Origin of the sequence: Curtobacterium sp. MCLR17_051 (assembly GCF_003234395.1) — a bacterium.
GTDB lineage: Bacteria > Actinomycetota > Actinomycetes > Actinomycetales > Microbacteriaceae > Curtobacterium > Curtobacterium flaccumfaciens.
On the sequence record NZ_QKTA01000019.1, the window covers coordinates 40,810 to 66,298 of the forward strand.

Genomic DNA, 25,489 nt, shown 5'->3' on the forward strand with positions numbered 1-25,489 from the left:
TCGCTCACCGATCGGGCTGCAGCTGCACCTGGTCATACCGCTCGGCCGAATACCTGTGGCCGGGGTAGCGCAGGCTGTCGAAGAACATGTTCGTGTGCGCGATGATCTGCTCGCCGGTAATGAGGACGCCGTCGTGCTCGGCGTCCGTCGTCGTGTGCGCGTCGGACACCAGCGTGACATCAAACCCACGCGCGGCCGCTGCTTGCGTGGTCGTCCGGATGCAGTAGTCGCTCTGGGCGCCGGCAACGACGAGGTGTTCCACGCCCAAGGAGTCCAGGACGTCGGCGAGGTCGGTGTCTACAAAGGAGTCGCGGTACTCCTTCCGGACGAGCGGCTCGTTCCCCGCTCTTTCGAGCGGTGCCGCGAGTGCCCACTCATCAGTGCCTTCTGCGAAGCTGCCGTGATCCTGCACCCAGACCACAGGCACGCTTGTCGATCGCGCGCGCTCGACGAGCTGCGCGGTACGACCGAGCACGCCGGCGACGTCGAAGCAGCCCTGGACGACGCCACGCTGAAGGTCGATGACGAGAAGCGCAGTCGTATCGCGCACACCCCATCGTCTCAGCTAATGCGTCCGGTGGCAGAGCGGCTAACGGACGGCGATCGCTCCCTCGAGGGCTTGGTGCCTTCCCGGGCGCTTAGGGTGGGAAGAACAGCTCTTAGGGGGTCGAGATGTTGGTATTGCCGTTCCTCGTGCCGGTGGTCCTGGTCGTTGTCGTCGTTCTCATCTTCCTCGCTGCTCGGGGAAGCATGGGACGGAGCCCGCTGCAGGATCAGCAGGACGCGGAGTGGCGAGCACGCCGAGCCGAGCGACGTCGAGCCCGGGACGAGCGAAAATCAGGCGACCAGTAGGGAATCGGCTACCGGACGGCCGTGGGCTCGCTGGCCCTTGAGAGCGTCAGAAGTACATGCGCCCCCGCGCGATGTCAGCCTTGGCCTGCCGAAGGGCCTCCGCGACTTCGGGGTCAGCCCCCTCGAACTTCGCCGCCCGAGAGCCAAAGTTCGTGTAGCGGTGCATAACGAACCACAGCACGAGGAGCACCGCCAAGACCAAGCCGGTTCCGATCCACCACCACATTCGGGCAGCGTAAGTGCGACCAACCGCGGGCGCAAGCGAAGGATGCTCCGTTGAAGGATCCTTCACCGGGCGCATTCGCCAGCTGCACGCTTCCGGCGGTCGAGAGGCCGGGTCGCGTTCAGGCCGATGCGGGCGTCGCTGGCGCCGCGACCCATCTTCGGTATGCGGCGTCGACGCGTTGTTTCACCCGTGCATCAGGCGAGTTGTCAGTGATCTTGGAGGCACTCATAGCGATCGGGATCGTGATGCGGCGATCACGACCCTGCTTCCTCATCACGACGACAGCCCCCTCCTCGACCCGGAGCACGTTCATCCGCGGTACCCGTCGGACAGACACCAGGCCAATGAGGACGAGCTCGTCCGAAGCGAACACGACCTTCAGGGCGAAGAGCCTCCACCAGAGCAAGACCAGGAACGCCACCAGCACCAACATCCGAGGGTCAACAAACAAGGCGAGGAGGGCGGTGCCGATGATAAGCAATGACAGCAGTCCAGACAGCAGATACTTCGTAGCCCGGGAGAACTGCACTACCTCGTTCACCTTTTCCGCCGCTGCGCTACGACGACATACACGATGGCAGCGAAGATCAGCGGGGACGCCACCCACGGCACCCGGGGGAGCACTCCAGCACCCATCGTCATACCTCCCGCTCGCCACGTCGGCAGTACCGAACTGCAATCAACCTAGCGAGTAACGCCGTGCGGGCGGTTCGACATGGTGCCCGTAAGCCGATCGGCTAACGGACGCGTCTGGCGCAGCATGCACCGACCAGCCATCGGCTGGACATGGCAGGCTCGAGGCATGGGGTGGATGAAGCAGGTGCCGACGTGGATGGCGGGCGTCATCATGGCCGTCATGTTTGCCGGCGCATGGTTTGGAGCGACCTTCATCACGACGCCGGAACTAGGCGTCGGACCTCGAGCGCTTCTGTCTATCATCGTCGGCGCGTTCTACGGCATCTTCATGGGAATCTGGGTCGGCCGGACACGACGTGCTCATGGGCAGGTAGGGCAGCGTCCCGAGTTCAGCAAGGCTGTCCGTCGGGGCACCGTTCCATCCGACGTTGACATCGCCGATTGGCGGCGAGCATTGCAATCTCGCCAACAGCAGTACCGGCCGCTCCGATGGTTGGCGCCGGTGTTCTACCTGCCGATAACGGCTCTCGCCATCTGGCTCGCCGTTACCGGCGAACCGCTTTTCTGGTTCGGTGCAGCGTTCTTCATCGCGATCTTCGTCATCACCGTCGTGACCACGCCACGGGTGCTCCGCAACACGACGACGATGCTCACCGAGCTCGATCGACGCGAAGCAACGCAGCACTCCGCGCAGTGACGTGCAGCGCGGACTACTGCGCATCAGGACTTCGGGCCGGGGAACAAGGTTCCGGACCTTGGGGGTTCACGTGATCGAAGCTTGGCCACTAGGAAATTGGACGACGGGACGGCAAGTCGTCGAAGGAGTCTAGTGAGCAACCCTTAGATTGCTGTCGCTCCGAGTTGGGACACGGCAAAGAAGCGGGACATGTTCAAGCAGTTCAGACACATCGGCGACTATCAGATTTACCGGAACTGGTCGGGCAGCAGAGGTGCCGCACCGTTCGAGCAGGTGAACCTCATCTTCGGGACGAACGGCTCCGGGAAGTCCACGTTGGCGCAGCTCCTGCAGGACTGCGTCGATGGGGTGCTTCCCGCCGCGACCGACATCAGGTTCGAATGGCAAGCCGACGGGCTGCCACTCGAATACATTGTCGACGACCGACACGACGCTTGGCGCCGCGTGCACGTGTTCAACAAGAGCTACGTCAGTAGGAGCCTCCGCTTCGAAGGGCCCGACGGACCATCTCCCGACGCGCTGCTGACGCTCGGCGAAGCAAACGTGAACGCACAAGCCGAGCTCGAAGAGAAGCGGGCGCGCTCAAAGGACCTCACGTCATCGCGAGCAGATCTCCGGAACCGGATCGTACAGACGAGAAAGCACCGAGACGACAAGATGCGCAGCGCCGCGCAGGACGTCGTCAACCGACTCTCGGGCACCGATAGGCGCTACCGCGCGTCGAACGTGTACAACATCACTCAAGTCCGAGCGTTGCTGGAACACGCGTCAACGCTCGCAGGCGCGTCGACAGACGCTCGTGCCGACCAGATGGTCGTGGACTCGGCTCCGTTGGCCGCGATCGAACGTCCGAATCGCCCGAACCTCGCGGCGCAGGCCGACATGACCGCGATCGTCGAGCTGCTCGACGAAAGAGTCACCGCGACTGCAATTGACGCTCTCACCGAACATGGCGATCGGGCGGAGTGGGTCCAAACCGGGCTGGAGCTACACGACGGCCTCGCGAGATGCCTCTTCTGTGACGGCGAGCTTGGCCCGGAGCGCCGAGACGCCCTCGAGGCGCACTTCGATTCGGCGGTCGAGGATCTACAACGACGAATCGACCTCGCGATACGTCGGCTCGCCACGTCGGTCGCGGATGCCGCTCAGTACGCGTTCGCCCTTCCGCGCAGGCAAGAGCTCTACGAAGATGCCGCCGAAGCTTTCGACCTAGCAAGAGATGACTACCACAGTGACCTGGCGACGTACCAAGACGCTGTGCAGAACCTCGACGAGCTCCTCCGTGCGAAGCGCTCAAATCCTTTCGGCACCCCGTTGCTGCCGAAAGACCTCTGTCTTGAGCCACCAACGACAGAGCACATCGAAGCCGCTCTAGGCGTCCACGGGAGCCGAAGTCGTTCCCACTCGGAGAACGTTCGCGGAGCTGCGCGGCGGCTCGAGCTACACATCGTCGCCGGCGTCGCTGACGAGGTCCACATCGCCGCGTCCGAAATCGAGGCAGCAGAGCTCGAACTCGCTCAACTTGATCAAGAGCAACGCGAGACCGATGGCCGCATCGTCGCACTGACGGACCTCGAGGCGGACCCGACTCCACTCGCCGCCGAACTTACGGCGTCGATCGCCCGTCTCCTCGGTCGCGACGAGCTTCTGTTCGCGCCTGGTCCGGACCGGCGGACGTACCGCCTCGAACGTGCCGGGGCGCCTGCAACCGCGCTCAGCGAAGGCGAACGGACCTGCATCGCACTGATTCACTTCCTCGCCCGCCTGCGCAGCAGCGAAGTCGTCGATACCCTCCCGATCGTGGTCGTCGACGATCCGGTGTCGAGTCTCGATCACAACGTGATGTTTGGCGTCTCCTCCCATCTATGGGCAGAACTTGTCTCTCGGCCGGCGATCGCGCAGACCTTCGTCCTGACCCACAGCTTCGAGATGTTCCGGCAGTGGCTAATCCAGCTGGACAGCGCCGGCCGATTCGCTCCACGCAGCTCGGTGCACGAACTCCATATCCGAAACCGCGAAGTTGACGGAGAACCGCGCCGGGTCCCGACCTTCGTCAAATGGCCGCACAAGGACAATCGGAAGGCCAAGACGCTCCGGTCGCAATACCACTACCTCTTCGGTCACGTTGGACAGGCGGTATCCGACGCTGCAAATGGCGGTGGCCTCATGGCGCAGCTTGACGCACTCGCACTCGCCCCGAATTCGGCCCGACGAATGCTCGAGGCGTTCCTCGCGTTCCGCTACCCGGCGAAGGTTGGAAGCTTCGACGGTGCGTTGCGCGAGGCGCTCGCGAACATCGAGGACGGGCCTGTCCGCACCCGAGTCCTCAGATACCTACATTCGTATTCCCACAACGAGGACGCCGACATTAGTCGGCCGCTTGAACCAGGGGAAGCGATCGCCGTCCTCCAAGCCGTGTTTGCGCTGATGCAAACGCTAGATCCGCAGCACTACGCCGCGATGTGCGAGGTTCTTGGGCTCGACGCCAGCGTACTCTGCGGGATCGCGACCCCCAGCTTCGCAGCGTAGCGCGCGTTCTTCGAGAGGGGCCTAGCTCCGGGCGGGATGACTGTCTCGCCCAGCGTCGTGTTGCCGGTGATCGGGCCATTGATCACCGCGACGTTCTCGTACCGGTGCTGGCAATCGTGGACGAGGCGCTCGACCTCTGTCTTACCATCGCCTCCGCTGGCCAAAGCGTCGAGCCGCGTCGGCGAATGCAATGGATCAGCATGATTCGAGTGGCGCTAAACGAGAACATCCCAGATGCTTGCTGAAGCTCCGCAGATCAGGCCGCCCCCGATGAGCAGAAGATCGACGAGTCTGGCGTTGCGGTCCTCTGTTAGAAGTTCAGCTGACCACGATGCAACAAAGGCATCGAAGTCCCCAAAGGTCGCTTCTACCGAACCGCGCCGATCGACTTCAGCTTGTCGTTCGATGGACGCGGCGCGTGCCGCTCGATAGAGACGAACCAGGCCCGCGACGGGCAAGGTCGCGGAGGCTGAGAAGAGGACGATGAGGGCAACAGTCACATCGCGACGCTACCGGCTCATTCCATCGTCCGAAATCGGGTCCTCAGCGGGGACGGCCTCCCGCGGCTTGCACATGACGACGTTCGCGTCTCACATAGCCCATCCGAAACGAATCTCGATGAGCGACCGCTATCCGGCCGCACCGGCGACGGTGCCCGTCAACTGAGAACGCCCCGCCAGCCGAAGCCAGCGGGGCGTCCCCACGAATCAGACCAGGATCAGAAGTCCCAGTCCTCGTCCTCAGTGTTCACTGCCTTGCCGATGACGTACGACGAGCCGGACCCCGAGAAGAAGTCGTGGTTCTCGTCCGCGTTCGGCGACAGGGCGGAGAGGATGGCCGGGTTCACGTCGGTGATGTTCTTCGGGAACATCGGCTCGTAGCCCAGGTTCATCAGCGCCTTGTTGGCGTTGTAGTGCAGGAACTTCTTGACGTCCTCGGTCAGACCGACCTCGTCGTAGAGGTCCTGCGTGTACTGCACCTCGTTCTCGTACATCTCGAACAGCAGCGAGAACGTGTAGTCCTTGAGCTCGTCGCGCTCGGCCTGCGTGAGGGTCTCGAGGCCCTTCTGGTACTTGTAGCCGATGTAGTACCCGTGGACGGCTTCGTCACGGATGATCAGGCGGATCAGGTCGGCGGTGTTCGTGAGCTTGGCGCGCGACGACCAGTGCATCGGCAGGTAGAAGCCCGAGTAGAACAGGAACGACTCGAGCAGCGTCGAGGCGACCTTGCGCTTCAGCGGGTTGTCGCCCTGGTAGTAGTCCATCACGATGGACGCCTTCTTCTGCAGGTTCGGGTTCTCCTCGGACCAGCGGAAGGCCTCGTCGATCTCGCGCGTCGACGCGAGGGTCGAGAAGATCGACGAGTAGGACTTGGCGTGCACCGACTCCATGAACGCGATGTTCGTGTAGACGGCTTCCTCGTGCGGGGTGATCGCGTCGGGGATGAGCGACACGGCGCCGACGGTGCCCTGGATGGTGTCGAGCAGGGTCAGACCGGTGAACACACGCATGGTCAGGGTCTGCTCGGCCGGCGTCAGCGTGTTCCACGACTGCACGTCGTTCGACAGCGGCACCTTCTCGGGCAGCCAGAAGTTGTTGACGAGACGGTTCCAGACCTCGACGTCCTTGTCGTCCTGGATGCGGTTCCAGTTGATGGCCTGGACCCGATCAATGAGCTTCAGCTTCTCGACCAACGTGTGTTCCTTACAGAGATGGTGACTAAGTGACGGACTGGAGGCGCGGTGCGGGTTGGCACCGCGCCTCCAGGGAGCAGAGCGGCAGCTCTACAGCATGCAGCTGACGCAGCCCTCGACCTCCGTGCCCTCCAGCGCGAGCTGGCGGAGACGGATGTAGTAGATCGTCTTGATGCCCTTGCGCCATGCGTAGATCTGCGCCTTGTTGATGTCACGCGTGGTGGCGGTGTCCTTGAAGAACAGCGTCAGGGACAGGCCCTGGTCCACGTGCTGCGTCGCCGCGGCGTAAGTGTCGATGATCTTCTCGGCACCGATCTCGTACGCGTCCTGGTAGTAGTCCAGGTTGTCGTTCGTCATGAACGGCGCCGGGTAGTAGACGCGGCCGAGCTTGCCTTCCTTGCGGATCTCGATCTTCGACGCGATCGGGTGGATCGACGACGTCGAGTGGTTGATGTACGAGATCGAACCGGTCGGCGGGACGGCCTGCAGGTTCTGGTTGTAGATGCCGTGCTCCTGGACGGACGCCTTCAGCGCCTTCCAGTCGTCCTGCGTCGGGATCGTGATGTTCGCGTTGTCGAACAGCGACGCAACACGGGCGGTCGCGGGCGTCCACGTCTGGTCGGTGTACTTGTCGAAGAACTCACCGGACGCGTACTTCGAGTCACGGAAGCCGTCGAAGGTCTCGCCGGTCTCGATCGCGATCTTGTTCGACGCACGCAGGGCGTGGAACAGCACCGTGTAGAAGTAGATGTTCGTGAAGTCGATGCCCTCTTCGGAGCCGTAGTAGACGCGCTCACGAGCGAGGTAGCCGTGCAGGTTCATCTGGCCGAGGCCGATGGCGTGCGACTTGTCGTTGCCGTCCTCGACGGAACGCACCGAGGTGATGTGCGACATCTGCGAGACCGAGGTCAGGCCGCGGATGGCGGTCTCGATGGTCTTGCCGAAGTCGGGCGAGTCCATCGTCAGCGCGATGTTCAGCGAGCCGAGGTTGCAGGAGATGTCCTTGCCGATCTCCTTGTAGGACAGGTCCTCGTTGAAGGTCGTCGGGGTGTTGACCTGCAGGATCTCCGAGCACAGGTTGGACATGTTGATCCGACCCTTGATCGGGTTGGCCTTGTTCACCGTGTCCTCGAACACGATGTACGGGTAGCCCGACTCGAACTGGATCTCGGCGATGGTCGTGAAGAAGTCACGCGCCTTGATCTTCGTCTTCTTGATGCGCGAGTCGTCGACCATCGCACGGTAGTTCTCGGAGATCGGGACGTCGCCGAAGGGGACGCCGTAGACCTTCTCGACGTCGTACGGCGAGAACAGGTACATGTCCTCGTTGTTCTTCGCGAGCTCGAACGTGATGTCCGGCACGACGACGCCGAGGGACAGCGTCTTGATGCGGATCTTCTCGTCGGCGTTCTCGCGCTTGGTGTCGAGGAACTTCATGATGTCCGGGTGGTGGGCGCTGAGGTAGACCGCGCCGGCACCCTGACGCGCACCGAGCTGGTTCGCGTAGGAGAAGGAGTCTTCCAACAGCTTCATCACGGGGATGATGCCCGAGGACTGGTTCTCGATCTGCTTGATCGGGGCGCCGGCCTCGCGGATGTTGGAGAGGAGCAGGGCCACGCCGCCGCCGCGCTTCGAGAGCTGCAGCGAGGAGTTGATGCCGCGCGAGATCGACTCCATGTTGTCCTCGATGCGGAGCAGGAAGCAGGAGACGAGCTCGCCGCGCTGTGCCTTCGCAGTGTTGAGGAACGTGGGGGTCGCGGGCTGGAAGCGGCCGGCGACGATCTCTTCGACCAGGTCGATGGCGAGCTGCTCGTTGCCCTGAGCAAGGCCGAGGGCGGTCATGACGACGCGGTCCTCGAAGCGCTCCAGGTACCGCTTGCCGTCGAACGTCTTGAGCGTGTAGCTCGTGTAGTACTTGAACGCGCCGAGGAACGTCTGGAACCGGAACTTCTTCGAGTACGCCAGGTCGTTGAGTCGCTGGATGAAGTCCAGCGAGTACATGTCGATCGTGGCTTTTTCGTAGTACTCGTTCTCGACCAGGTAGTCGAGCCGCTCCTTCAGGTTGTGGAAGAAGACGGTGTTCTGGTTGACGTGCTGCAGGAAGAACTGCTTGGCGGCCTCACGATCCTTGTCGAACTGGATGTTCCCGTCCGCGTCGTAGAGGTTGAGCATCGCGTTGAGGGAGTGGTAGTCCATCCCCGTCTGCGGCGACGTCAGATCGACGTCTGCAACTGCTGCGTCCAAAATGCATCCAATCCTGAGTTGACCGCCGACACGTCGTCAGGGGTCCCGAAGAGTTCGAATCTGTAGAGAAGGGGGACGTTGCACTTCTGCGCGATGACGTCCCCTGCGAGGCCGTACGCCTCGCCGAAGTTCGTGTTGCCACCCACCACCACGCCGCGGATGAGCGAGCGGTTGTGGGCGTCGTTGAGGAACTTGATGACCTGCTTGGGGACTGCACCCTCGCCGTTGCCGCCACCGTAGGTGGGCAGGACCAGGACGTAGGGCTCGTCGACGTGCAGGAACGGTTCGCTCGGGTAGAGCGGGATCCGGTCCGCGTCGCGGCCGAGCTTCTCGACGAAGCGCGCGGTGTACCCGGACACGCTCGAGAAGTAGACCAATCGGCTCATGGTGCGCTCCTCGTGGAAAGGTGCGGACAGGCGGACCGGACGGGCCAGGAGAGGCGAGTCGCGCCTCCAGAGATGCCCTGCCTGCGGGCCCCTTCGGGGCCCGCAGAACGACTACGCCAGTTCGGCGCTGAGGGTCGCGATCTTGTCGGGGCGGAAGCCCGACCAGTGGTCGTCGTCCGTGACGACGACGGGGGCCTGCATGTAGCCCAGGCTCTTGACGTGCTCGAGCGCTGCTTCGTCCGTGGAGACGTCGTGCACTTCGTACTCGATGCCCTTGTTGTCGAGGGCCCGGTACGTCGCGGTGCACTGGACGCAGGACGGCTTGGTGTAGACGGTGACGGCCATGTTCTCCCCTGGTTCCTACTGGTTTCTGCTGTGCTGTGGAGGTGGTGCTGATGTCTGTCCGCAGTCGTGTCCGGGAGGGGCCGCTGCGATGCCTCCACACTACATCTAGTGGCTAGCCGCAGCACCGACCACTAGAGGAAGTGTTACAGCCATGTAGTTCTCCACAACGTCCTCCACAGTCTGTGGATTCCCGGGAGGCCCGAGTTTCCGCCAGTCTGCGGCCGACCACCGACACTTCCCCACACCGGTGGACAGTCCCGATCCACAGATGTGGAATCAACGCCTCGGCGTGTCGCGAACCGCCCCTCCCCAGGACGGGGGACACCCCCGTCCGGCCGGTCCGTACACTCGTCTCGTGAGTACGTACGGGCCCCTCCTGAAGACCCCTGGCGTGGGTCGTGTCATCGCCGCACAGCTCACCGCGCGGTTCCCGTTCGGCATGCTGTCGCTGGCCTACCTGCTGCACGTCGAGCACGTGTTCGACTCCTACGGCGCGGCCGGTCTGGTGCTCGCGACGACGAGCATCGGGCAGGCGCTGGCCGGCCCTCTGACGAGCCGGTGGATGGGCAGCTGGGGCATGCGCCCCGTCCTCATCCTGACGAGCATCGTCGCGCTGATCAGCATGGTGGTCATCGCGTTCGTGGTCATGCCGCTGTGGGGCTACGTGGTGGTCGGGTTCCTCGGCGGCCTGGCGGTCCCGCCCGTGCAGCCGGCGGTGCGCACCATCTACCCGAAGATGGTGACGTCGGCGCAGCTCACACCACTCTTCTCCCTCGACGCCAGCGCGCAGGAGCTCATCTGGGTCGCCGGCCCGGTCATCACCACCTTCGTCGCCACCCAGGTCGGCACGGTCGAGGCGATCGTCGTCGCGATGGTCTTCCTGGTCGTCGGCGGCGCGTGGTTCATCGCCTCCCCCGAGCTCGGCCGCGTCCGTATCCCCCGTTCCAAGCGCGCCTTCGGTGTCGTGCTGAAGCGCCCCGCCGTCGTCGTCGCCACCCTGACCGGTCTGCTGCTGATCGGGGCGTGCGCCGCGGTCGAGGCGAGCGTCACCAGCGTCTTCGGCGAGGGCAGCCCGAACGCCGGCATCGTCCTCGCGGTGTTCGCGGTCGGTTCGCTCGCCGGCGGCCTGGCATTCGGCCACCGCCCCATCTCCCGCAACACCCTGTGGACGCGCATGGCCGTCGTCTTCGTCGGCCTCACCCTGGCCCTCGGCGGCACGGGTTTCTGGTGGCTCTGCCTCGCCCTGGTCATCGCGGGTGTGGGCATCGCGCCGGCCCTCGCGGTGATGTTCGGTTCGGTCTCCGCCACCGTCAAGTTCTCCGACACGGCCGAGGCCTACGGCTGGATGGGCACCGGCCAGCTGATCGGTGCTGCCGGCGGTTCGGCGATCGCCGGCTTCCTGATCGACGGCAGCGGCCCCGTCGGCGGCTTCACCGTCGGCGCCGTGATGGCTGGCCTGGGCGTGCTGCTCCCCCTGGCGATGCGGAGCTGGTTGCCCGACCTGCGCGGCCGTGACGCCAGCCCCCTCCCCGACACCGAGCCGGTGCACCTGCCGACTTGAGCGGGCGGCGGCGGGTGTCGGTGGGCGCGCGGCGGCGGGCGGTTTCGGGCGTACCTGGTCGAATCGGGCGTACCTGGTCGGAAGTTCTGACCAGGTACGCCCGTTTCCACTCGCCATCGCGGCCGGTATGGGAAGGAACGGGCGCCCGGCGTACGGGTTGCGTTCTCCACAGATGGCCTGGAGGCTCGGCGCGCGCCCGCCACGCACCGGCAGGATGGGTGCATGGTCACCTCAGTTCCCCTGCGCGACGGCCGCTCGATCCCCGCGATCGGCTTCGGCGTCTACAAGGTCGACGACACCCAGGCAGAGACGGCGGTCGGCCTCGCGCTGGACGCCGGCTACCGGCACGTCGACACCGCCGAGATGTACGGCAACGAGACCGGCGTCGGCAAGGCGATCCGGGCCTCCGGGCTGGACCGTGACGACGTCTTCGTGACGACCAAGGTGTGGAACGACCACCAGGGGCGCGACGCGACCCTGGCTGCGTTCGACGGCAGCCTCGAGCGGCTGGGGCTCGACGCCGTCGACCTCTACCTGATCCACTGGCCGGCCGCCGCCAACGACCGCTACGTCGAGACCTGGCGCGCTCTGGTGGAACTGCGTGAGTCAGGGCGGGCGCAGAGCATCGGTGTCTCGAACTTCCAGGTGCCGCACCTGCAGCGGCTCATCGACGAGACCGGCGAGGTACCGGCGCTGAACCAGGTCGAACGGCACCCGTGGCTGCCGCAGCGCGAACTCATCGCGTTCCATGAGCAGCACGACATCGTGACCGGGGCGTGGTCACCGCTCGGCCGCGGGCGCCTGATCGACGAGCCGGTACTGACCGACATCGCGGACGCGCACGGCGTGAGCGTGGCGCAGGTGCTCGTGCTGTGGAACATCCAGCAGGGCGTGGTGGTGCTGCCGAAGTCGGTCACGCCGTCACGGATCCAGTCGAACCTCGACGTCGACGGCTTCGTGCTGACCGACGACGAGCTCGCGGCGATCGCGACGCTCGAGTCCGGGCAGCGAACGGGCTCCCACCCGGACTTGGTGTCGTAGCCGGGCGGGGTACGCACTGTTCAGCCACAGCGAGTGACGGGCCGTACTGTCGAGGGGTGATCGATCCTCAACAGACCGCCCGTGAACACCTGCGCCCCGATGAGCACCTGTACTGGGCCGGCACGAGCGATCCGGCCAGGCTCCTCTCGGGCCGCGACGGCTTCCTCATCCCGTTCTCGCTGCTCTGGTGCGGATTCGTGGCGTTCTGGACCGTCTCGGCCGTGACCAGCGGAGCGCCGCCCTTCTTCTTGATCGTCGGGTCGCTGTTGACGGTGATGGGCCTGCACCTGCTCGTCGGACGCTTCCTCGTGAAGCGGTACCGCAAGCGGACGACCGTCTACGCCGTGACCGATCGCCGGGCACTCGTGATCACCCCTCGCGGCACGCGGGAGGTCCCGATCGGCCGCACTGACCGCACCGTGAGCTGGAGCGGTGACCGACGGCACTGCAACGTCGAGTGGGACGCGACGGGAGGCGGACCGGGATCGATGCTCTTCGGGTGGGGAACGAACGCGAAGGTCTACGCGAACACCGGTCTCGACGGCTTCTTCGGGCCACAGCCGATGGCGTTCTGGGACGTCACCGATGGCGAGGCTCTCGTGCGCGAACTCGACCGGGCGTCGAGCTAGCCCCGGCGGTCCTCCTCGGACTGCCACGGCAGGTGCAGGTCGCCCGGTTCGGGCTCGACGTCGCCGGCGTCGTCCGCGCCACCCGTCCCGGGGGGCGCGATGACCTTGGAAGGGTCGATGCCGTCCGCACGCAGGTCGACGTCGTCGCGCTGCTTCGTCTGGGACGCGTCCATCTCGCGCTCGCTCGACGGGCTGTACGACGTGTCCGCTGCTCGCTGCTCGCGTCCGCTGACCCCGTCGACGTCGTCGCTGTGCGCGGCGTCGCGGAGCGCGTCGTTGCGTGCGCGGTCGTCGGACGGCTCGGGGCCGGGGGCGTTCGGGATGCTGTCGCTCATGGTGTTTCCTCCTGCAGCGGACGGTAGTCCTCGGCCCCGTGTAACGAGTCTGGCTCGGTCCGCTCCCCGCACTCGATGACGTCCCTGGCCCCGCTACGCTGCCGACGAGGGGGAACGATGGGACGAACACGGACCGTGACGACCGCGGTGATCGGCTCGGCACTTGTGGGGCTGCTGCTCGCCGGGTGCACGGCGTTCGGCGGCGACGACGCGATCCCGACACCGACGCGACAGGCGTCACTCGACCGAACGGACCGAAGCCAGGGAGCGGACCCGACTCCGACCGCACAACAGGTCAGCACGCCGCAGGTCCTGGCGGCCGGCACGGTCGCCGCCGAGACCGATGTCGTCTCGGCGAGCGGTGACACCCGGATCCACGTTCGGGTCGTCGCGAACGAGAGCGGCACCTTCGACGCCGAGTTGTCCGGCTACCACACGACGAACCCGCAGTGGATGAGCTTGGAGTTCCGCGGTGGTGACGCTGACGGTGGCGGCGACGCCAGGGGGTACCGCGCCGGAGTCGTCATCTGGGACCCGGAGACCGGTGCACCGGACTCGGTCGGACTGTCTCAGGCTGGGTCCACTCCGGACTTCCTGCACAGCGTCGCGCTCGTGCCGGCGCCGTCTGATGACGGGGACGATTCCGCACGCACCGGCATCGGCTCCGTGCTTGCAGTTGCTCCGTTGCGCTGGACGATCCCCGACCCGTACCCGCACCTTCAGGTCGACGTGGGCGCAGCGCGGCCCGGGGCAAACGGATGGGTGCACGAGCGTGACAGCGTGCCGGTGTCCTACCAGGTGTCGAGCGACGACGCGCAGGTGACGGTCGCCGAACGCTTGGGCATCACCGTCGCGCAACTCCGCTGGCTGAACCCGTCGCTGCAGACGGGAGCGGGCGACCAGCTCATCACGGACACCGATCTCAACCTGGATCCCGCAGCGCGCTGATCCGGTCGCCGCCCCGCCGCGCAGAGCCCGTCCGTACGGTCGGTTACGGTTGACCAGCACTCGCGAGCACTCGGCACCACCAGGAGGTCCCATCGTGACGATCGTCGCCGCCGCAGACGGCTCAGCCCTCGGCAACCCCGGCCCCGCCGGGTGGGCCTGGTACGTCGACGACGACCGGTGGGCGGCCGGCGGCTGGCCCCGCGCGACGAACAACATCGGCGAGCTCACCGCCGTGCTGCAGCTGCTCCGCGCCACGAAGGACACCGGCGAGCCGCTGCACATCCTGTGCGACAGCCAGTACGCCATCAAGGCCTGCACCGAGTGGCTCGCCGGCTGGAAGCGCAAGGGCTGGCGGAAGGCCGACGGCAAGCCGGTCCTCAACGTCGAGATCATCAAGGAACTCGACGCCGAACTGCAGGGCCGCAAGGTCACGTTCGAGTGGGTGCGCGGTCACGTCGGTCACGAGATGAACGAGGCCGCCGATGTGCGAGCCCGCGGTGCTGCCACCGCGTTCCAGAACGGCACCGACGTGCCGCACGGTCCCGGCTGGCCCGGCGCCGAGGTCCCCGAGCCGTCCGCGCTGCCCGACGCGACCCCGCCCGCGACCCTCTTCTGACCCTTCGCGCGGGTCAGTAGGTCCCGTCGCGCCGATCCTGGCGGGTGATCTGCTCCCCCGAGGCCGGGTCGACGCCCGAGCGCGTGGTGGTCGTGGTGCGGCGACCGCCGAAGGCCACGGCGAGGCTGATGATGAGCAGCACGACACCGGCTGCCATCAGGATGTAGCCGATCAGGCGGAGGTCGATACCGGCGAGCTGGATGTTCAGCGCGAAGGCGACGATCGCGCCGATGACGATCAGGGCGATGCTGGATCCGATGCGCATGACGCAGTCCTCTCGGGTGGGGGTGGTGCCGGAGACGGTACACGTCCGACAACCCCAGCGCCGATCAGTCGACGTCGACTTCAGCCCACCCGTCGAACCGCCCGATCTCGGTGACCCGCACGACTGCCTCGCCGACCTCGTCCGAGGCGTCCAGGTCGATCGTCGCTGAGAACCCGAAGTCCTTGTCGCCCTCGAGGTCGGCGAAGATCTGCCGCGCCTTCCACACCCGGGGTGATGCGGTGGCACCGCTCTCGTCGAGCACCAGGTACTGCATCGAACGCGCATCGGCGTCGGTGCCGATGCTGTCGTGTTCCTCGTAGTACTCCTCGAGCACGTTGTCCCACGCGGCCCGGTCGAAGCCCGCGGTCGCGTCGAGTTCCCCGAGCCCGTCGATGTCGTCCGCCGCGGCGAGCAGCACCCGCTGGAACAGGGCGTTGCGCACGAGCACCCGGAACGCCCGCGGGTTGCCGGTGAGCCGTGCGGGCTGCGGCGGCGCGATCTCCTCGTGCTCCTCGGAGGCCAGCAGGACGTCCCCGTTGAGCAGCGCCTCCCACTCGTCGACGAGCGAGGAGTCGGTCTGCCGCACGACCTCGCCCAACCACTCGATCAGGTCGTCGAGCTCCTGGGTCCGCTGTTCCTCGGCGATGGTCTGCCGCATGGTCCGGTACGCATCGGACAGGTAGCGGAGCACGAGCCCCTCGGAGCGGGTGAGCTGGTAGAAGCGCACGAAGTCGCCGAAGGTCATCGCGCGTTCGTACATGTCACGGACGACGGCCTTCGGGGACAGCTGGAAGTCGAGCACCCAGGGCTGTTCGGCGGCGTAGGCCTCGTACGCCGCCTCCAACAGCTCGGACAGCGGGCGAGGCCAGGTGACCTCCTCGAGCAGCTCCATGCGCTCCTCGTACTCGATCCCCTCCTGCTTCATGCGGGCGACGGCCTCGCCGCGCTCCTTGAACTGCTGCTGCGACAGGATCGCCCGCGGGTCGTCGAGGGTGGCCTCGACAACCGAGACCATGTCCAGCGCATAGGTGGGAGAAGAAGGGTCGAGCAACTCGAACGCGGCGAGCGCGAACGGTGACAGCGGCTGGTTGAGCGCGAAGTTCGGCGCGATGTCGACGGTCAGGCGGTAGGCGCCGTCGACCTTCTCGATCACCCGCGCGTTGATGAGGGTCCGGGCGATGACGAGTGCCCGTCGAGCCATGGCGAGCTGCCGGGAGCGCGGTTCGTGGTTGTCGTAGACCAGCGACCGGACGTCCGCGAAGGCGTCCCCTCCGCGGGCGACGACGGACAGCACCATCGCGTGCGTGATGCGCATGCGCGAGACCATCGGCTCCGGCTCGGCCGCGATCAGCCGTTCGAACGACGCCTGACCCCAGGACACGAAGCCCTCGGGCGCCTTCTTCCGCTTGATCTTGTTCTTCTTCTTCGGGTCGTCGCCGGCCTTGGCGACGGCGCGGGCGTTCTCGATGTCGTGCTCGGGTGCCTCGGCGACGACGTCGCCCTCGGTGTCGTACCCGGCACGTCCGGCCCGGCCGGCGATCTGGTGGAACTCCCGCGCGGACAGCTGGCGCATCTTCGTGCCGTCGAACTTCGTCAGCCCGGTGAACAGCACCGACCGGATCGGCACGTTGATCCCGACGCCGAGGGTGTCGGTGCCGCAGATGACGGGCAGCAGGCCGCGCTGGGCGAGCTGCTCGACGAGTCGTCGGTACTTCGGGAGCATGCCGGCGTGGTGCACGCCGATGCCGGCCCGGATCAGGCGCGACAGGGTCTGTCCGAACCCGGCGCTGAACCGGAAGCCGGCGATGGCGTCGGCGATCTGGTCGCGGCGTTCGCGCGAGGCGACCTTCGCCGACATCAGCGACTGTGCCCGCTCGAGTGCGGCGGCCTGGGCGAAGTGCACGATGTAGATCGGCGCCTTGCCCTCCTCGAGGAGCCGCTCGACCGTCTCCTGCACGGGCGTCATCACGTACTGGTACTCGAGCGGCACGGGTCGCGAGACACCCGTCACGCGGGCGGTGGGCCGACCGGTCCGGCGGGACAGGTCGTCGGCGATGGTCGTGACGTCGCCGAGGGTCGCCGACATGAGCAGGAACTGCGCACGCTCGAGCACGAGCAGCGGCACCTGCCACGCCCAGCCGCGGTCGGGGTCGCCGTAGAAGTGGAACTCGTCCATCACGACGACGTCGACGTCCGCGTCCGGTCCCTGCCGCAGCGCCAGGTTCGCCAGGATCTCAGCGGTGCAGCAGACGATCGGAGCGTCGGCGTTGACGCTCGAGTCGCCGGTGACCATGCCGACGTTCTGCGCACCGAACAGCTCGACGAGCTGGAAGAACTTCTCGGACACCAGCGCCTTGATCGGTGCCGTGTAGTAGCTCCGCTTTCCCTCGGCGAGCGCGGCGAAGTGCGCGCCGGCCGCGACGAGCGACTTCCCGGTGCCGGTCGGCGTGCTCAGCACGACGTTCGCGCCGGACACGAGCTCGATGACGGCTTCGTCCTGCGCCGGGTACAGCGGTCGGCCGCCCTCCGCGGCCCAGGCCGCGAAGGCCTCGTAGACCTCGTCGGGGTCGACGACGCCGTCCACCGCCGCCGGGATCGCGGCGACGAGCGGGGGCAGGGCGGTGACGTCGGTCATGCGCCCATCCTCCCAGGTGCGCATGTGCCGGACGGGAGGCCGGTGGCGGCGCCGCCACGGGCCTCCCGTCCGCCCCGTCGCCGACTCAGGCGCACTTCGATACGTGCGCATAGACTCGCGACATGCGCGAACTCGGCTTCCTCTCCTTCGTCCCGAACCACGGCGGCACCGACGGCGCCGCCGGCGCCCTGGAGGACGGCCTGCGCCTGTTCGAGACCGCCGAGTCCCTCGGTTACGGGACGGGCTGGGTGCGCGGACGGCACTTCGAGCCGTACCTGACGAGCCCGATGACCTTCTTCGCGGCAGCCGCGCAGCGCACCAGCACCATCGCGTTCGGCACCGCCGTGCTCGGCATGCGCTACGAGGACCCGGTGCGCCTGGCCGAGGACGCCAGCACCGTCGACCTGCTCAGCGGAGGCCGAGTGCAGCTCGGCATCAGCACGGGCATCGCCGGGTACGGTCCGATCCTCGACCCGGTGTTCGGCACGGTCGACCGCAGCTTCCGCGACGAGGCCGAGGCCCGCGCCACACGGCTGCTCGAGGTGCTGCAGGGCGAGCCCCTCGGCAGTGCCGGCAAGGGCTACGAGAGCATCCCCGCCGGGGCCGACCTGACCCTGCAGCCGCTCAGCCCGGGCCTGCGCGACCGCGTTTGGTGGGGCGGCGGCAGCATGGGCACGGCGGTCCGCACGGCCGAGAAGGGCCTCCTGCTGCACTGCTCGACCCTGAACACCGAAGACACCGGCGCCCCGTTCGCCCAGGCGCAGGCCGACCAGATCGCCGCCTACCGCGAGCGGTTCGCCGAGCTGCACCCGCAGCGCGCGTCCAAGGTCGCCGTGGGCCGGATCGTGGTGCCGCTCCTCGACGACCACGACCGCGCCGTGCACGAGGAGTTCCTGACCGGGTACGCCTCCGGGATGGACGACGAGGGTCGACCGCTCTCGGGCACCCCGCCGTTCCGGTTCAGCAAGGTCGTGTCCGGCGAACCGGCGGCCATCGTCGACAGCCTGCTCGCCGACCCGGCGGTCACCGCCACCGACGAACTGGTCATCACCCTGCCGGCGAACGGCGACCGTGCGGCGCACGAGCGGATCCTGCGCATCGTTGCCGAGGAGATCGCCCCGGCGCTGCGGGCCTGAGGGCCGGTGCCGCGGGCTAGAGCGCCGGCGCCGCGGGCCCGACCACCTGCGGTCCCGCCGCCGCAGCACCATCGAGAGTCAAGGGCATCCGGCAGGGCTCTGATCGAGTTGGTGAGGCCCGAGAGCCCGGCCGGATGACCATCTCGTCCCTGATCCGCACGAGATGGTGCACCCATCGTTCCACCTACCGAGCGGTTTGTCACACCGTTCCGCGCACCGGGGACGTATGAAGTTGACCAAGTGTCACTCGTTTTTCCGAACCGGGACGAAGTGCGGCAACCGGTTCACCGGTGCGCATCGGGGCCGGAATGACGAATGCGTCCCCGCGCGGACGCGGGGACGCATTCTGGGACGCACCGGGGAGGCCAGGGCAACAACGGCCGGATCAGGAGACCGAGTCGCTCACCCAGCGACCCCGTAGTCGGTGCGTGCGCGGACGGTAACCAGCCGACTCGCGCAGAACGATGTTACTGAACGGAGTCGGGAGCTGCGCGGAAACCGGACGACTTCGTCACTCCAGTTCGAGGGACGCGGTTCCGGCGTCGTCGACGACCGAGGCGCCGACGTGCAGCGTGAAGGTCCCCGACTCGTACTGCCACGAGCCGTCCCAGTGGGCGAAGGCTCGCGCCGGGACTTCGATCGAGACCTCCGTCGAGGCGCCCGCCGCGAGCCGGACCGGGGCGAATCCGACCAGCCAGCGCACCGGGCGGTCGACCGCCGACTCCGCACGGGACGCGTAGACCTGCACGACGTGCTTGCCGGCCCGGTCGCCCGTGTTCACGACGGTCGCCGTGACGATGACGGCGTCGCCCTCGCGCACGGTCGGGGTCGCGGAGACGCCATCGATCGACCACGTGGTGTACCCGAGGCCGTGCCCGAACGGGTACGCCGGCTCCGTGCCGGCCCGCAGCCAGGCCCGGTAGCCGACGTGGACACCCTCGTCGTACGCGACCTTGCCGTCCACCGGGGTGACGTCGAGCACGGGGACGTCGGCCATCGCGACCGGCCACGTCGTGGGCAGGCGGCCGCCGGGCTCCTGCGCCCCCGTCAGCACGTCGGCCAGGGCGTTGCCGTACTCCTGCCCACCGAACCAGGTCAGCAGCACCGCGGCGACGTCGTTCCGCCACGGCATCTCGACCGGCGACCCGGCGTTCACGACGACGACCGTGTTCGGGTTCGCCGCGGCGACCGCGCGCACCAGGTCGTCCTGGTGGCCGGGCAGTGCCAGCGAGGACCGGTCGTAGCCCTCGGACTCGACCTTGGAGTTCGTGCCGACCACGACCACGGCGACGTCCGCACCACGGGCGGCGTCCACCGCGGCCTCGATGAGCACGGCGGGGTCGTCGTCCGACGGCTCGGTGCCGAACTGGTACGCCAGCACGCCGCCGAGCGTCTCGTCCTGCACGATGTCGTACTCGATGCGGATCGCGACCTGCTGGCCGGTGGTCACCTCGACCGGCACCGACCGCGCCGGCGGGTTGAGGAACGCGGCACCGAGCTGGTCGCCCTCGAACGGCACGTCCTCGTCGAGCAGCAGTTCGCCGTCGATCCACATGCGTGACCGTCCGGCCGCGCCGATGCCGAACCGCACGGTCCCGGTCGACTCGGCCGTGTACGTGGTGGTGATGTCGAGCCGGTCGGCTTCACGCGTCGGGGCGTCGCCGCCGAACCAGAACAGTGCCGTCGCGCGGCGGTCCTCGACGAACAGCTCCTCGCCGTCCTTGACGAAGGCGACCCGGGCGCCGGGTTCCCCGGTGCCGGGGTTCGTGATGGTGGACAGCGGGAACTCCGCGATGCCCTCCTGCACGACGGCGCCGATCGCGTAGTCCACGCTCGCGCCGGGGAACGCCGAACGGATGCCGTCCAGCGGTGACACGACCTGCGACGGCACGACCGTGGCCGAGCCGCCGCCCTGGGTGCGGGCCTGGTCGGCGTTGTGCCCGATCACCGCGATGCGCGACACGGCGGGGGCGTCGAGCGGCAGGACACCGGTGTTGCGGACCAGGACGGTGCCCTCGGCCTCGGCCTCGCGGACGAACGCGATGCCGTCCTCGACGTGCACGGGCGACGCGGCGACGGGCTCGAAGCCCTCGAGCGCGCCGACGCGGGCGGCCAGGGTCAGGATCCGGCGGACCTTGCGGTCGATCGCCGCCATCGGCACCTCGCCGGACTGCACGGCGGCGAGCAGCGGGCCCTCGCTCCACCACGGGTTCGGCCCCGGCATCGCGACGTCCTGCGACGCCTTCGCCGAGTCCACCGAACGCACCCCGGTCCAGTCGGACACGACGATGCCGTCGAAGCCCCACTCCGAGTTGAGCGGGGTCTCGAGCAGGTCGTTCTCCGACGCCGTCACGCCGTTGATCGCGTTGTACGACGACATGATCGCCCAGGCGTGCGCCTCGGTCACGGCCTTCTCGAACGCCAGCAGGTACAGCTCGCGCAGCGCGCGGTCCGACACCTCGGTCGACGCGGTGAAGCGGTCGGTCTCGTAGTCGTTCGCGATGTAGTGCTTCGGGGTGGCGGCGACACCGTTCTCCTGCACGCCGTCGACGTACGACGCGGCCAGGTCCCCGGTGAGCACCGGGTCCTCGCTGAACGCCTCGAAGTGCCGGCCACCGAGCGGGGACCGGTGCAGGTTGATGGTCGGGCCGAGCACGACGTCCACGCCCTTGCGGCGGGCCTCCACCGCGGCGGCGGCGCCGTAGCGCTTCGCGATCGCGCGGTCCCACGAGGCACTCAGCGCGGTCGCCGACGGCAGGTTCAGGGACGGGTCACGCTCGTCCCACACCTCGCCGCGCACGCCCGAGGGTCCGTCCGACATCAGGATCCGGCGCAGCCCGATCTTCTCGATGGGCCAGGTGGTCCAGAAGTCACGTCCGGTGAGCAGCTGCACCTTCTCGTCGGTGGTCAGCTGGCCGAGGAGCGCATCGATGCGCTCGGTCAGCGGCGTCGACGGACTGGAGGCGGTGCTCGCGTCGTTCACGGTGGTCACGGTGGTCGGTCCTCTCGTTCAGGGCCGCGGGGCGCCGCCTGGACGGCCGGGGCCTCGTCGCCCACACCCACCATCCACCGGGTTCGCCGCCCGCGCTGGCAGCTCCTGCACGGTACCACCGAAAACCAACCGTTGCTTGGTTTTCTCGGGTCTCCTGCGGGCGGTACAGTCTGGCCATGGCACGACGGGGTTCGTACGCAAAGGGCATCGCGAAGCGCGAGGAGATCCTCACGGTCGCGCTGGACCTCGTGGCGTCCCAGGGCTTCCGGCGGACGAGCATCAAGGACATCGCCGACGCCGTGGAGCTGACCCAGGCCGGACTGCTGCACTACTTCGACTCCAAGGACGAGCTCTGGGTCGAGATCCTCCGCCGGCGCGACGAGCTCGACCTCGCGCACGACTGGCAGGCCGCGGACCCGGCAGCCCTGCTCGCGGCGATCGTGCGGCACAACGCCGAGGTCCCGGGCCTGGTGCAGATGTTCGTCAACCTGTCCGCCGCCGCTGCCACCGACGCCGAGCACCCGGCGCACGAGTACTTCCGCGAGCGCTACGAACGCAGCCGCCGCGTGCTGTCCGCCGACTTCCGGACCATGCAGCAGGACGGTCGACTGCGTACCGACATCGACCCCGACGAGCTCACCAGCGTCCTGCTCGCGGTGTCCGACGGCATGCAGATCCAGTGGCTCTTCGACCCCACTCGCGACATGGCCGAGCACGTCGAGCTCGTCGCCCGCCTCGCGATCGCCCAGGTCGCCCCCACCGCCTGACCACCGCCCCCGACGCTCCGGGGTACGGACAGGGCCTGGTCGCGTCAGGTGCGGCGGGGCAGGATGGTCGGTGCCCGCCAGGGTGTGTTCCGACGACGATGTGGAGTGACGCGATGACGCGTGTAGTGGTGACCGGTGGCAGCGGCAAGCTCGGACGAGCGGTGGTGCGCGACCTCGATGCGCACGGGTACGACGTGGTCCTGCTCGACCGTGTCCCCTCGCCCGACAAGCCCGAGCGAGTCCCGTTCGTGCGGATCGACCTGACCGACCACGGCCAGGTCCTGAACGCCCTGCTCGGCATCGACGACCGGTACGACCACGTCGACGCCGTCGTGCACCTCGCGGCGGTGCCGGCCCCGGGGCAGGTCCCCGACGTGGCCCTCATCACGAACAACGTGACCTCGTCGATCAACGTCTTCCACGCAGCCCGTGCCGCGAAGATCAAGAACGTCGTGTGGGCGTCGAGCGAGACCCTGCTCGGCATCCCGATGGGCGAGCACCACCCGCCCTACCTGCCGGTCGACGAGGAGTTCGCGGTCCGCCCGCAGTCGTCGTACTCGCTCGGCAAGGCGGTCGAGGAGGAGATGGCCCGCCACTTCACGCGCTGGGACCCGGAGCTGAAGATGATCGGCCTGCGCTTCTCGAACGTGATGGACGAGACCGACTACCCGGCGTTCCCGTGGGACGCCACCCCCGAGGCAAAGACGTTCAACCTGTGGTCGTACATCGACTCCCGCGACGGCGCCCAGGCTGTTCGCCGGGCGCTCGAGGCCGACCTCACCGGGTTCGAGGCGTTCGTCATCGCCAGCCCCGACACGGTGATGGACACCCCGACCATCGAGCTCGTCGAACGCTTCGTGCCGGACATCGAGCGCCGTGCGGACATCGACGGCGTCAGCTCGCTGCTGTCGTCGGAGAAGGCCCGCGAACTCCTCGGCTACACGCCCGAGCACAGCTGGCGCGACCACCGCGCCTGATCGTCAGGCAGCGGGGACGAGCAGCCCGTCGAGCACCAGGTCGCGCGCCGCCGGCAGCAGGTCGGCGGCGAGCGCCTGCTCGTCCACGCCGGTGATCTGCGCGAGCGCGCCGATGATCGCGGCGACGGACAGGTCGCCGTCGCACGCACCAACGAACGCCGCGAGTGCGGTGTCCGCGTCCACCCGACGCCCGAGCCCGCCACCCTGCACCAGGGTCATCACGGTGGGGTCGTCGTTGCCCGGCCAGTAGTACCGCTCCTCGGTGACGTCACCGGCCACCGACAGGTGGGCGGTGGCGAGCGCGGCATCGTCACGCGCGGCGAGCCAGGCGGCTGCGTCGAGGACGCGGGCGACCGTCGCGCCGAGGCCCGCGGGGTTGGAGCCGAGCGTCTCGGGGACCCGCTCGAACCGGCGGAGGCCGGACGTGCCTCCCGGCCGGGGTCGACGCACCACGACGTAGCCGAAGCCGACGCCGGTGACGCGCCGGTCCGCGAAGTCGTCGAGCCAGGCGCCCATCAGGGTGTCGAACTCGGCCGTGCCGGGCTTCGTCCCGCCGTCGCGGATCCAGGTCTCCGCGTAGGACGTCGGGTCCTGCCGCTCGCGCTCGATCACCCACACGTCGAGGTCGGAGTCGGCGAACCAGGCGCGCACGCGGTCCAGGCCGTCGACGCCCCAGTGGTACTCCCAGTTGCCGAGGAGCTGAGCGGTGCCGCCGGGCTCCAGGTGGTCGGACAGGCCGCGGAGCACCGTCTCGACCAGGGCGTCGCCGACCATGCCGCCGTCGCGGTACTCGTACGACGGGACGCCCTCGCGACGGGGCGTGATGACGAAGGGCGGGTTCGACACGATCCGGTCGAAGCGCTCCCCCGCGACCGGCTCGAACAGTGAGCCGAACCGGAAGTCGATGCCGTCGATGCCGTTCAACTGGGCGTTGAACCGGGCGATGTCGAGGGCACGGCGCGAGATGTCGGTGGCGACCACCTGGTCGGCGAACCGCCGCGCGTGCATGGCCTGGATGCCGCACCCGGTGCCGAGGTCGAGCACCCGCTCGACCGGCACGGGCACCTGCAGGCCGCTCAGCGTCGTGGTGGCGCCGCCGATGCCGAGGACGTGTTCCTCGCTGATCGCGTGCCCGAGGGCGAGCTCGCCGAGGTCGGAGACGATCCACCAGCTGCCGGCGCCGCGGTCGTCGACGAAGGCGTAGGGGCGCAGGTCGACGGTGGGGTGCACGAGCGCGTCGGCGCTGTCGCCGTTGCCGTCGTCGTCGCTGCGCAGCAGGCCCGCGGCGATGACGGCGTCGAGCCCGGCGGTCGGGAACGCCACAGCGGCCTCGGCGCGCGCCACCGGCAGGCCGAGCACGAACAGTGTCGCCAGTGTGCCGAGCGCCGTGGTCTCGCGGGCGGCGAGCGCACGGAGCGCGGCGACCCGCGAACCCCGGTGCAGCGATGCGGCGGCCTCGGCACCCCACAGGGAGTCGAGCCGGTCGACGGTGAAGCCGGCCGCTGTCAGGTCCGCGGCGAGCGCCGTGGTGACGGCGGGGTCCGCGACGATCGACGGCAGCGTGTGCACAGTGTCCACGCCGGCGGTTGCACCGTCGCTCACGAGGCGATCCCCTCGCGCAGCAGGGCCGCGGGGACCTGCCAGTCGAGCACCAGGTCGAGGAGCCCGGGGAACCGCTGCTGCACGTCCTCGACGCGGACGCGGCTGACGCGGGTCAGGCCCTCCAGGTGCTGCTCGAGCAGACCGGCCTCGCGCAGGACCCGGAAGTGGTGGGTCAGCGTGGACTTCGGCCGGTCGATGCCGACCCAGCCGCAGCTGCGCTCACCCCCGGCCGCGTCGACCAGGTAGCGGTGCAGGATCGCGAGCCGGATCGGATCGCTCAGGGCGTCCATCACGACCGGGAGGTCCATCTCGGCCACGGACGGCTGCGGCAGCCGTTCAGGAGCATCGACGTGCGCGGGCATGGACGGGACGCTACC

General features: G+C 67.9%; 24 protein-coding genes. 10 read left to right on the plus strand and 14 right to left on the minus strand.

What is annotated here, in order from left to right:
- Positions 1-4: 4 nt before the first annotated feature.
- The 3 genes from DEJ06_RS14780 to DEJ06_RS14790 form a co-directional block, all read right to left on the minus strand.
- Complete coding sequence (locus DEJ06_RS14780) at positions 5-550, minus strand: cysteine hydrolase family protein (RefSeq protein WP_111039820.1); 546 nt, start codon at positions 548-550, stop codon at positions 5-7.
- 348 nt (positions 551-898) lie between these two features.
- The gene (locus DEJ06_RS14785) at positions 899-1,078 is read right to left on the minus strand and encodes a hypothetical protein (protein WP_111039821.1); all 180 of its coding nucleotides are present in this window, start codon (positions 1,076-1,078) and stop codon (positions 899-901) included.
- Between the two features lie 118 nt (positions 1,079-1,196).
- Positions 1,197-1,619, minus strand: coding sequence for a hypothetical protein (locus DEJ06_RS14790; RefSeq protein WP_146245880.1), 423 nt, complete (start codon positions 1,617-1,619; stop codon positions 1,197-1,199).
- Positions 1,620-1,880: 261 nt separating this feature from the next.
- On the opposite strand from DEJ06_RS14790, the gene DEJ06_RS14795 reads away from it, so the two are divergent.
- Together DEJ06_RS14795 and DEJ06_RS14800 are read left to right on the plus strand one after the other, a co-directional pair.
- Entirely contained in the window at positions 1,881-2,411 is a 531-nt protein-coding gene (locus DEJ06_RS14795) for a hypothetical protein (protein ID WP_111039822.1), read from the plus strand.
- A 189-nt stretch (positions 2,412-2,600) separates the two neighbouring features.
- The gene (locus tag DEJ06_RS14800) at positions 2,601-4,940 is read left to right on the plus strand and encodes an AAA family ATPase (protein WP_111039823.1); all 2,340 of its coding nucleotides are present in this window, start codon (positions 2,601-2,603) and stop codon (positions 4,938-4,940) included.
- A gap of 215 nt (positions 4,941-5,155) precedes the next feature.
- Here the strand turns inward: DEJ06_RS14800 and DEJ06_RS18100 are convergent, their stop codons facing one another.
- From DEJ06_RS18100 to nrdH, 5 genes are all read right to left on the minus strand, one after another.
- Complete coding sequence (locus DEJ06_RS18100) at positions 5,156-5,440, minus strand: hypothetical protein (RefSeq protein ID WP_146245881.1); 285 nt, start codon at positions 5,438-5,440, stop codon at positions 5,156-5,158.
- 218 nt (positions 5,441-5,658) lie between these two features.
- The gene (gene nrdF / locus DEJ06_RS14805) at positions 5,659-6,633 is read right to left on the minus strand and encodes a class 1b ribonucleoside-diphosphate reductase subunit beta (RefSeq protein WP_017886894.1); all 975 of its coding nucleotides are present in this window, start codon (positions 6,631-6,633) and stop codon (positions 5,659-5,661) included.
- A gap of 90 nt (positions 6,634-6,723) precedes the next feature.
- Complete coding sequence (nrdE, locus tag DEJ06_RS14810) at positions 6,724-8,829, minus strand: class 1b ribonucleoside-diphosphate reductase subunit alpha (RefSeq protein ID WP_110864196.1); 2,106 nt, start codon at positions 8,827-8,829, stop codon at positions 6,724-6,726.
- Positions 8,830-8,846: 17 nt separating this feature from the next.
- Positions 8,847-9,263 (minus strand): class Ib ribonucleoside-diphosphate reductase assembly flavoprotein NrdI, encoded by a 417-nt coding sequence (gene nrdI, locus DEJ06_RS14815; protein ID WP_027465945.1) that lies wholly within the window; start codon positions 9,261-9,263, stop codon positions 8,847-8,849.
- 111 nt (positions 9,264-9,374) lie between these two features.
- Positions 9,375-9,608 (minus strand): glutaredoxin-like protein NrdH, encoded by a 234-nt coding sequence (nrdH, locus tag DEJ06_RS14820; protein ID WP_017886897.1) that lies wholly within the window; start codon positions 9,606-9,608, stop codon positions 9,375-9,377.
- 355 nt (positions 9,609-9,963) lie between these two features.
- Between nrdH and DEJ06_RS14825 the strand changes: the two genes are divergently transcribed.
- From DEJ06_RS14825 to DEJ06_RS14835, 3 genes are all read left to right on the plus strand, one after another.
- Positions 9,964-11,169, plus strand: coding sequence for an MFS transporter (locus tag DEJ06_RS14825; RefSeq protein ID WP_071405882.1), 1,206 nt, complete (start codon positions 9,964-9,966; stop codon positions 11,167-11,169).
- Between the two features lie 222 nt (positions 11,170-11,391).
- Complete coding sequence (locus DEJ06_RS14830; protein WP_111039824.1) at positions 11,392-12,210, plus strand: aldo/keto reductase; 819 nt, start codon at positions 11,392-11,394, stop codon at positions 12,208-12,210.
- Positions 12,211-12,266: 56 nt separating this feature from the next.
- Complete coding sequence (locus DEJ06_RS14835; RefSeq protein WP_111039825.1) at positions 12,267-12,839, plus strand: hypothetical protein; 573 nt, start codon at positions 12,267-12,269, stop codon at positions 12,837-12,839.
- Here DEJ06_RS14835 and DEJ06_RS14840 read toward each other — a convergent pair.
- Positions 12,836-13,174, minus strand: coding sequence for a hypothetical protein (locus DEJ06_RS14840; RefSeq protein ID WP_111039826.1), 339 nt, complete (start codon positions 13,172-13,174; stop codon positions 12,836-12,838). The two genes, DEJ06_RS14835 and DEJ06_RS14840, sit on opposite strands and share 4 nt — an antisense overlap.
- Before the next feature lie 117 nt (positions 13,175-13,291).
- Between DEJ06_RS14840 and DEJ06_RS14845 the strand changes: the two genes are divergently transcribed.
- Positions 13,292-14,122, plus strand: coding sequence for a hypothetical protein (locus DEJ06_RS14845; RefSeq protein WP_146245882.1), 831 nt, complete (start codon positions 13,292-13,294; stop codon positions 14,120-14,122).
- A 94-nt stretch (positions 14,123-14,216) separates the two neighbouring features.
- Positions 14,217-14,738: a ribonuclease H gene (locus DEJ06_RS14850; protein ID WP_027465941.1), complete on the plus strand. Its 522-nt coding sequence runs from the start codon at positions 14,217-14,219 to the stop codon at positions 14,736-14,738.
- A 13-nt stretch (positions 14,739-14,751) separates the two neighbouring features.
- On the opposite strand, the gene DEJ06_RS14855 is transcribed toward DEJ06_RS14850, so the two are convergent.
- Positions 14,752-15,003 carry a DUF6458 family protein gene (locus DEJ06_RS14855; protein ID WP_027465939.1) on the minus strand — a complete coding sequence of 84 codons (252 nt, stop codon included), beginning with the start codon at positions 15,001-15,003 and terminating at the stop codon, positions 14,752-14,754.
- 64 nt (positions 15,004-15,067) lie between these two features.
- Positions 15,068-17,638, minus strand: coding sequence for an RNA helicase (locus tag DEJ06_RS14860; protein WP_111039828.1), 2,571 nt, complete (start codon positions 17,636-17,638; stop codon positions 15,068-15,070).
- A 122-nt stretch (positions 17,639-17,760) separates the two neighbouring features.
- Here DEJ06_RS14860 and DEJ06_RS14865 point away from each other — a divergent pair, with 122 nt between their 5' ends.
- The gene (locus DEJ06_RS14865; protein ID WP_111039829.1) at positions 17,761-18,774 is read left to right on the plus strand and encodes an LLM class flavin-dependent oxidoreductase; all 1,014 of its coding nucleotides are present in this window, start codon (positions 17,761-17,763) and stop codon (positions 18,772-18,774) included.
- A 511-nt stretch (positions 18,775-19,285) separates the two neighbouring features.
- On the opposite strand, the gene DEJ06_RS14870 is transcribed toward DEJ06_RS14865, so the two are convergent.
- Complete coding sequence (locus tag DEJ06_RS14870) at positions 19,286-21,766, minus strand: glycoside hydrolase family 3 protein (RefSeq protein ID WP_111039830.1); 2,481 nt, start codon at positions 21,764-21,766, stop codon at positions 19,286-19,288.
- 176 nt (positions 21,767-21,942) lie between these two features.
- Between DEJ06_RS14870 and DEJ06_RS14875 the strand changes: the two genes are divergently transcribed.
- Both DEJ06_RS14875 and DEJ06_RS14880 read left to right on the plus strand, forming a co-directional pair.
- Complete coding sequence (locus DEJ06_RS14875; RefSeq protein WP_110864205.1) at positions 21,943-22,533, plus strand: TetR/AcrR family transcriptional regulator; 591 nt, start codon at positions 21,943-21,945, stop codon at positions 22,531-22,533.
- Positions 22,534-22,646: 113 nt separating this feature from the next.
- Positions 22,647-23,510 (plus strand): NAD(P)-dependent oxidoreductase, encoded by an 864-nt coding sequence (locus tag DEJ06_RS14880; protein ID WP_071245140.1) that lies wholly within the window; start codon positions 22,647-22,649, stop codon positions 23,508-23,510.
- Positions 23,511-23,513: 3 nt separating this feature from the next.
- On the opposite strand, the gene DEJ06_RS14885 is transcribed toward DEJ06_RS14880, so the two are convergent.
- Complete coding sequence (locus DEJ06_RS14885) at positions 23,514-25,112, minus strand: methyltransferase (protein WP_258372504.1); 1,599 nt, start codon at positions 25,110-25,112, stop codon at positions 23,514-23,516.
- A complete protein-coding gene (locus DEJ06_RS14890; RefSeq protein WP_071245119.1) occupies positions 25,109-25,474 on the minus strand; it encodes a helix-turn-helix transcriptional regulator in 366 nt (121 codons plus the stop codon). Before DEJ06_RS14890 ends, DEJ06_RS14885 begins: the two co-directional genes overlap by 4 nt.
- Positions 25,475-25,489: the final 15 nt, after the last annotated feature.

Coding starts and splice junctions, on each gene's coding strand:
- DEJ06_RS14800 (WP_111039823.1), top strand. CDS start 2,601: ATGTTCAAGCAGTTCAGACACATCGGCGACTATCAGATTTACCGGAAC.
- DEJ06_RS14875 (WP_110864205.1), top strand. CDS start 21,943: ATGGCACGACGGGGTTCGTACGCAAAGGGCATCGCGAAGCGCGAGGAG.
- DEJ06_RS14865 (WP_111039829.1), top strand. CDS start 17,761: ATGCGCGAACTCGGCTTCCTCTCCTTCGTCCCGAACCACGGCGGCACC.
- nrdE (WP_110864196.1), bottom strand. CDS start 8,829: ATGGACTACCACTCCCTCAACGCGATGCTCAACCTCTACGACGCGGAC.
- DEJ06_RS14845 (WP_146245882.1), top strand. CDS start 13,292: ATGGGACGAACACGGACCGTGACGACCGCGGTGATCGGCTCGGCACTT.
- DEJ06_RS14890 (WP_071245119.1), bottom strand. CDS start 25,474: ATGCCCGCGCACGTCGATGCTCCTGAACGGCTGCCGCAGCCGTCCGTG.
- DEJ06_RS14830 (WP_111039824.1), top strand. CDS start 11,392: ATGGTCACCTCAGTTCCCCTGCGCGACGGCCGCTCGATCCCCGCGATC.
- DEJ06_RS14785 (WP_111039821.1), bottom strand. CDS start 1,078: ATGTGGTGGTGGATCGGAACCGGCTTGGTCTTGGCGGTGCTCCTCGTG.
- DEJ06_RS14840 (WP_111039826.1), bottom strand. CDS start 13,174: ATGAGCGACAGCATCCCGAACGCCCCCGGCCCCGAGCCGTCCGACGAC.
- DEJ06_RS14860 (WP_111039828.1), bottom strand. CDS start 17,638: ATGACCGACGTCACCGCCCTGCCCCCGCTCGTCGCCGCGATCCCGGCG.
- DEJ06_RS14795 (WP_111039822.1), top strand. CDS start 1,881: ATGGGGTGGATGAAGCAGGTGCCGACGTGGATGGCGGGCGTCATCATG.
- nrdH (WP_017886897.1), bottom strand. CDS start 9,608: ATGGCCGTCACCGTCTACACCAAGCCGTCCTGCGTCCAGTGCACCGCG.
- nrdI (WP_027465945.1), bottom strand. CDS start 9,263: ATGAGCCGATTGGTCTACTTCTCGAGCGTGTCCGGGTACACCGCGCGC.
- DEJ06_RS14855 (WP_027465939.1), bottom strand. CDS start 15,003: ATGCGCATCGGATCCAGCATCGCCCTGATCGTCATCGGCGCGATCGTC.
- DEJ06_RS14880 (WP_071245140.1), top strand. CDS start 22,647: ATGACGCGTGTAGTGGTGACCGGTGGCAGCGGCAAGCTCGGACGAGCG.